This is a genomic window from Chlamydiota bacterium, assembly GCA_016178055.1.
Lineage (GTDB): Bacteria > Auribacterota > JACPWU01 > JACPWU01 > JACPWU01 > JACOUC01.
The window spans coordinates 60,223-67,069 of record JACOUC010000048.1; the positions used below are offsets into that span (position 1 = coordinate 60,223).

5 protein-coding genes are annotated in these 6,847 nt (G+C 42.5%); all 5 read left to right on the top strand.

Annotated features, from left to right (window positions below):
- The first annotated feature begins 39 nt into the window (after window positions 1-39).
- A complete protein-coding gene (locus tag HYS07_07810) occupies window positions 40-954 on the top strand; it encodes a Gfo/Idh/MocA family oxidoreductase (protein ID MBI1871080.1) in 915 nt (304 codons plus the stop codon).
- A gap of 218 nt (window positions 955-1,172) precedes the next feature.
- Complete coding sequence (gene lpxB / locus HYS07_07815) at window positions 1,173-2,303, top strand: lipid-A-disaccharide synthase (protein ID MBI1871081.1); 1,131 nt, start codon at window positions 1,173-1,175, stop codon at window positions 2,301-2,303.
- Window positions 2,300-4,000 (top strand): ABC transporter ATP-binding protein, encoded by a 1,701-nt coding sequence (locus tag HYS07_07820; GenBank protein ID MBI1871082.1) that lies wholly within the window; start codon window positions 2,300-2,302, stop codon window positions 3,998-4,000. The genes lpxB and HYS07_07820 overlap by 4 nt, the downstream gene beginning before the upstream one ends.
- Complete coding sequence (locus tag HYS07_07825; GenBank protein MBI1871083.1) at window positions 3,978-4,658, top strand: lysophospholipid acyltransferase family protein; 681 nt, start codon at window positions 3,978-3,980, stop codon at window positions 4,656-4,658. The genes HYS07_07820 and HYS07_07825 overlap by 23 nt, the downstream gene beginning before the upstream one ends.
- 179 nt (window positions 4,659-4,837) lie before the next feature.
- On the top strand, window positions 4,838-6,832 hold the full coding sequence (locus HYS07_07830) for an FG-GAP repeat protein (protein ID MBI1871084.1): 1,995 nt from the start codon (window positions 4,838-4,840) through the stop codon (window positions 6,830-6,832).
- Window positions 6,833-6,847 lie beyond the last annotated feature (15 nt).

A 6,847-nucleotide genomic window follows, 5' to 3' on the forward strand; every position in this document is an offset into this window, starting at 1 on the left:
GAATTAAGCCCGCCTTTGGCGGGCCTCGGAGGTGGTGGGATGAAAACACTTAAAGTTGCTGTAGTAGGGGTGGGCTATTTGGGAAAGGAACATGCTCGAATCTATAGCCAACTTTCTTCTGTCGAGCTTATAGGCCTTGTTGATATTGATTTTGAAAAGGTCTCTAAAATAGCCCATCGTTATGGGACTCAAGCTTATCCCAATTGTGAAGCTTTGCCTCCAGGAATTGATTTAGTCAGTGTGGCTGTTCCAACGGTGGAACATTTTCATGTTGCCGATACCCTTTTGGAAAAAGGGGTTCATGTCCTGGTCGAAAAACCGATTGCTCAAACGATTGAGCAGGCTTCTCGCCTTGTTGAAAAGGCAAGAGCGAAAGGTCTTGTTTTTCAAGTGGGACACATCGAGCGCTATAATCCTGCATTTAAAGCACTCGAAGGAATTTTAGACAAGCCACGTTTCATTGAGTGCCATCGTTTAAGTCCTTTTCCTGAGCGTGGGACAGACGTTGGTGTTGTGTTAGATCTCATGATTCATGATATTGAAGCGGTTCTTCATTTGGTTCGTTCTCCTTTGAAAGAAATTCGTGCAGTGGGTGTTCCGGTTTTAAGCCCCTATGAAGATATTGCGAATGCGAGGCTCGAATTCGAAAATGGATGCATTGCAAATTTAACGACGAGTCGTATTTCAATTGAGAAGATGAGGAAGATTCGGGTTTTTCAAGCCAATGCCTATATCTCTCTTGATTATTTTAAGCAAGAAGGAAAAATTTATCATAAAGAAGGACAAAAAATTACTTGTCAGCCTATTCCTTTTGAAAAGGCAGAACCTCTCCAATTGGAAATTGCTTCTTTTGTCGATTGTGTGAAACATCAGAAAAATCCTTTAGTCTCTGGAGAGCATGGAAAACAGGCTTTGGAAGTTGCCATGGAAGTGTTAAAGATGATTAAATCATGAAAATTCAAAATCCAAAAATCAAAATGCAAAATGACATATTAAAATCCAAAATTTCTAATGCTATTGCATGGGAGACATTTTAAATTTTACATTGTCCGACAAGATTTTTGCCGCCTGTGGCGAGCCACGCCCTTGGGCGGGATGTTTGATTTTTGGATTTTTCATAATTGAATTTATTTTATCTTCGCTCGCGTTGGTATGGACCCATGGATGGTACTATGAAAATCATGATTATTGCAGGAGAGCCCTCTGGAGACCAGATTGGGGCTCTTTTGGCTCAGGCTTTGAGGAAGGAAAACCCGCATTTGAAACTTGAGGGGCTGGGGGGAGAAATGATGAAGGAGGCCGGTGTCCAGATTTTAGAGGATATAACAAAATGGGCAGTGGTCGGTCTTTTTGAGGTTTTTAAAAACTATTGGAATTTTAAAAAAGTTTTTCGTCTTATTTGTGAACGGCTGGATGAGGAACGACCTCAAGGGGTTGTCCTGATTGACTTTCCAGGCTTTAATTTAAGATTGGCGAAAGTTATTCGCCAAAAGGGCATTCGGGTGATTTATTATGTTAGTCCTCAAATTTGGGCGTGGGGGAAGCGAAGGATTAAGACAATTCTTAACACGGTTCATCGAATGTTAGTGATTTTACCTTTTGAAGAGGCCTTTTATAAAGCTTCGGGAGTTAGCGTTAATTTTGTGGGGCATCCATTAGTCGATTTCTATGAGACTTATAGGAACAAACTCGATTTGAAAAAGGATTTGAATTTAGCTGGGAGAGATCCCATCATTGCCATTCTTCCAGGGAGTCGGGTGAATGAGATTGAAAAACATTGGGAAACACTTTCTAAGGCTACGGATCGGGTACGAGAAAAACACCCCAATGCTCATTTTGTGATTCCTTGTGCGACCAGGCCTATTTATGAGACACTCTCTAAAAAGTTGGAACAACATTTATTTATTCATCTCTATCAAAATGGGATGAAAGAATGTCTAGTGGCCTCAAGGCTTGCCTGGGTTTGTTCAGGGACAGCCACTTTGGAAACAGCTTTCTTAGGAGTTCCTATGATTGTCTTCTATAAAATTTTTGGATTGACGGCTTTCTTGATCCGTCGGTTGATTCGGGTTCCCTTTGTCGGGTTGGTTAATTTAGTTGCAGACAAGAAAATTGTGCCGGAGCTCTTACAACAAGATTTTAATCCGGAAATGCTTTCAAAAACGACGGAAGAATTTTTGTCTCATCCTGCCTTGCTGGATCAAATCATCATAGAGGAAGGCCATGTCCGAGACCGTTTAGGTCCTCCAGGGGCCAGCAAAAGGGCGGCCCTGATGATTCTAGAGGAGGTGAGTGCTGCATGATTTATCGACGTCTGCTTCAGTTTTCTAAACCTTATCGATCTCGGCTTTTGATGGCCTTCATGTGCATGATTTTTTTTGCTGTTTTTAATACGGGAGTGGTATGGGCGTTAAAATTTGTTCTTGATGTTGCTTTTGTATCTAAAAATTCTGCGCTTTATTTTTTCGTTCCGGTTTTGATTTTAGTGATTTTCTTGATGCGAGGTCTAGCTGATTTTGGGCAGGCCTATTATATGAATTGGGTGGGACTTCGCGTGGTCGCTGATATTCGGGAAAAACTCTATCGAAAGTTTCACGAGCTTTCACTCAATTTTTTTTCGGATCGTAAAACAGGGCATCTCATTTCTCGTGTTACCAATGATGTGGGTCTCATTCAATATGCGATTTCCAATGCCATTACGGATTTAGTCAAAGAACCTCTCTCGCTTTTGGGTCTCATGATTTCTCTTTTCTATTTTGATCCGATCTTGGCCTCGGTCTCCCTTTTTGTTTTTCCAATGGCGGTCATTCCCATTGTCAAGTTTGGTAAACGGGTTGAAGAGGCGACGCGTAAAGCACAAAATCAAGTGGGGGACTTAACTTCCATTTTGCACGAAACCATTACAGGTATTCGTGTGGTGAAGGCCTTTTCGATGGAAGGCTATGAAATTGAGCGTTTTAGAGTGGAGAATCATCATTTTTTTAAATCGATGATTGAGGCCATACGTTCAGCGGAGGCGACCCGACCTGTGATTGAGGTGATTGGCTCTTGTGCGGCAGGTTTTTGCTTTTGGTATGGAGCCAAGCATTTGAGTGTCGATGCCTTTTTTTCATTTTTGACCGCCCTCTTCTTAACCTATGAGCCCCTTAAGAAAATAGGAAAGTTAAACAGTGTGATTCAACAAGCCAATGCAGCGGGCGTGCGAGTTTTTGAGATTTTAGATGAGGTCCCGACCGTCCAGGATTCTTCCCATCCGATTGAACTTCAAGGGATTGAAAAGGGAATTTCTTTTTCAAACGTTTCTTTTCGATATGGAACGGATTGGGTTTTACAAAACATCAATTTTGAGATTAAAGCGGGCGAAATTACAGCCCTTGTTGGACCCAGTGGATCTGGGAAGTCAACCCTGGCCAATCTTATCTTACGTTTTTACGATGTTCAGGAGGGAGAGGTTGAAATTGATGGGGGGAATATTACTGAATATTCACTTAAGTCTTTACGGACTTTTTTGGGGATGGTGACTCAAGAAGTGATTCTGTTCAATGACACGGTCAAAAATAATATTGCCTATGGTCGTAAAGATATGTCGGATGCAAAAATCATAGAGGCGGCTCGAGCCGCTCATGCCCATGACTTTATTGTGGGACTTCCTAAAGGGTATGATACGGTCATTGGAGAAAAAGGGTTTAAGATTTCTGGAGGGGAAAGGCAGCGTCTGGCCATTGCCAGGGCCATTTTAAAAAATCCACGTTTTTTAATTTTGGATGAGGCGACCTCCTCTTTGGATTCTCACTCGGAACAATTTGTTCAAGACGCCTTGAATCATTTAATGGTGGGACGGACTGTTTTAGTGATTGCCCACCGTTTGTCAACAGTTCGAAATGCGCATAAAATTTTGGTTTTAAATCAGGGAAGGATTGTTGAAACAGGAACGCATGAAGCTCTGATTGAAAAGGGGGGGCTTTATAAAAGGCTTTATGAAGTTCAATTCTCTATCTGAAAAACCTTGGCTTCGCAAGAGAATATTTTGTTTAGGTGTTTCCTATATTCAATGGATAGGAAGTTCCCTTGTTTGGAGGATTGAAGGAGAAAAACATTATTTATTAGAGCGCTGTAAAAATAAGCCCATCATCTTTGCTTTTTGGCACAACCAGTTAATGATGATGCCGTTTTGCTATTTGGCTTTGACCCGACGTCAAAAAATGTCTGCTTTAATCAGCCAAAGTCGCGATGGTCAAATTGTGAGTGATTTAATTCATCAATTTGGTTTTGAAGCGATTCGGGGTTCTTCAAGCCGAGGCGGATTTTCCGCTCTTCTAAAGCTTCAGCAAAGATTGAAAGAGGGGTTTGATCTTGCAGTGACGCCGGATGGGCCCCGAGGGCCTTGTGGTCAAGCTCAATTAGGCGTGATTGGCCTTGCAGCTGTCAGTGGTGCATCGATTTTGCCGATCGCTTATGATGCGGATCACAAAAAAGTTCTTCAAACATGGGACCGTTTTAAAATTCCCTATCCTTACTCCAGAGCAGCTTTGGTGGCAGGTTCCCCTCTCGAGGTTCCTCCTCATCGAGATCCTGAGATGATGGAGTTAAAACGCCAAGAACTTCAAAAAAGTTTAGAAGAGGTGAATAGATATGCTGAAAATATAATCAAAAAATAGTTGCCCGCTTCGGATTTTCAGACATCTTTGGACCTCCCTCAAGGGCACCAAGGCGGTTTTTGTCTGCATTTCTCATGGGGGGTAAAAAAGAAAGGTACAACCACCAAAATGCTTAAACTTTTACTTTTTTTAGAATTGATGAGAAACATTCATGCCGACTGAGGTCGTCACAAAGGGGGATGAAAATCACCCTTGTAGTCGCCCCATTTATGGGGCTGCCCGATGAAGATCGAATGGGAGGGGGGGAGAAAGAAAGGGGGAAAATGAAAGTGTTTAATAAGATGTTTTTGTATGGAGTGATGTTATTGCAGTTGTGTTTTAGTAGCTCTTTGTATGCGACTCTGGAGGATTTTGAGAATCCAGGGGCGTCTTTAAGTTTGGCGGATGTCTATCTTGTAGGAGAAAATGTAGGTGATTACAGTGGTTATTCTGTCTCTGATGCAGGAGACGTGGATGGAGATGGAAAAGCAGATCTCTTGATTGGCGCGCGTAACAATAATGAGGGAGGAACTGATGCAGGTAAGACGTATTTGATCTTGGCAAAGACCCTCGGAAGCTCAAATACCATAGATCTTTCTTTAGCGGATTATGCGTTTATTGGAGAAGATGCATATGATTATAGTGGTTATTCTGTCTCTGGTGCAGGAGACGTAGATGGAGATGGGAAAGCAGATCTCTTGATTGGGGCGGCTATGGCAGGTAAGGCCTATTTGATCTTGGCAAAGAGCCTCGGAAGCTCAAAGACCATAGATCTTTCTTTAGCGGATTATACGTTTATTGGAGACAGTTTTTCGTCTGTCTCTGGTGCAGGAGACGTGGATGGAGATGGGAAAGCAGATATCTTGATTGGGGAGCTTTTTGTTGGATCTGGTGCAGGTGAGACGTATTTGATCTTGGCAAAGAGCCTCGGAAGCTCAAATACCATTGATCTTTCTTTAGCGGATTATGCGTTTGTTGGAGAAAATGCATATGATTATAGTGGTTATTCTGTCTCTGGTGCAGGAGACGTAGATGGAGATGGGAAATCAGATCTCTTGATTGGCGCGCGTAGCAATGATGAGGGAGGAACTGATGCAGGTAAGACGTATTTGATCTTGGCAAAGAGCCTCGGAAGCTCAAATACCATTGATCTTTCTTTAGCGGATTATACGTTTATTGGAGAAAATGCAGATGATTACAGTGGTTATTCTGTCTCTGATGCAGGAGACGTGGATGGAGATGGGAAAGCGGATATTTTGATTGGGGCGTATGGAAATGATGAGGGAGGATCTTATGCAGGTAAGACGTATTTGATCTTGGCAAAGACCCTCGGAAGCTCAAATACCATAGATCTTTCTTTAGCGGATTATGCGTTTATTGGAGAAAATGAAGATGATCAAAGTGGTGGTTCTGTCTCTGGTGCGGGAGACGTGGATGGAGACGGGAAATCAGATCTCTTGATTGGGGCGTATGGCAATGATGAGGGAGGATCTCTTGCAGGTAAGACGTATTTGATCTTGGCAAAGAGTCTCGGAAGCTCAAAGACCATAGATCTTTCTTTAGCGGATTATGCGTTTATTGGAGAAAATGAAGATGATCATAGTGGTTATTCTGTCTCCAGTGCAGGAGACGTAGATGGAAATGGGAAATCAGATCTCTTGATTGGGGCGTATGGCAATGATGAGGGAGGATCTGATGCAGGTAAGTCCTACCTGATTTTTTCATGGTGTACTAATGTCATTCAAAATGGTGGAGCTGATCAAGCAGATACGAGTTGGGTCTCTTATGGGGGTAATATTGGAATAGAAGCTGATGGGACAAGCACAGGGGATCGCTACTTCTATCTAGACGTAGAAGGAGATTATTTCTACCAGGATGTAACGATTCCTGCTGGGACAACAACCTATTCTTTAAGTGCTCAAATGCGTTGCAAGGATGGAACTGTTTCAGAAGGGTTTCCTTATGCGCGGGTTGAACTCAAAGATAGCTCGAGTAAGGTGGTTGCTTATTTCCAAACGGCAGTTTCAAAGGCAACAAGTTGGACGCTTGTCGAGAAGTCTTATACCCCCAGTTCTACAACAGCAGCAAAAGTTGTTAAGGCAAGGGTATGGTTGAAGCGCAGTACTGCTATGGGTAAGAACGATAAGAATGAGGCAGATTTTGATGATGTCACTTTTAAATTAAATTGTAAGTAATTCGAGGTGATGTCT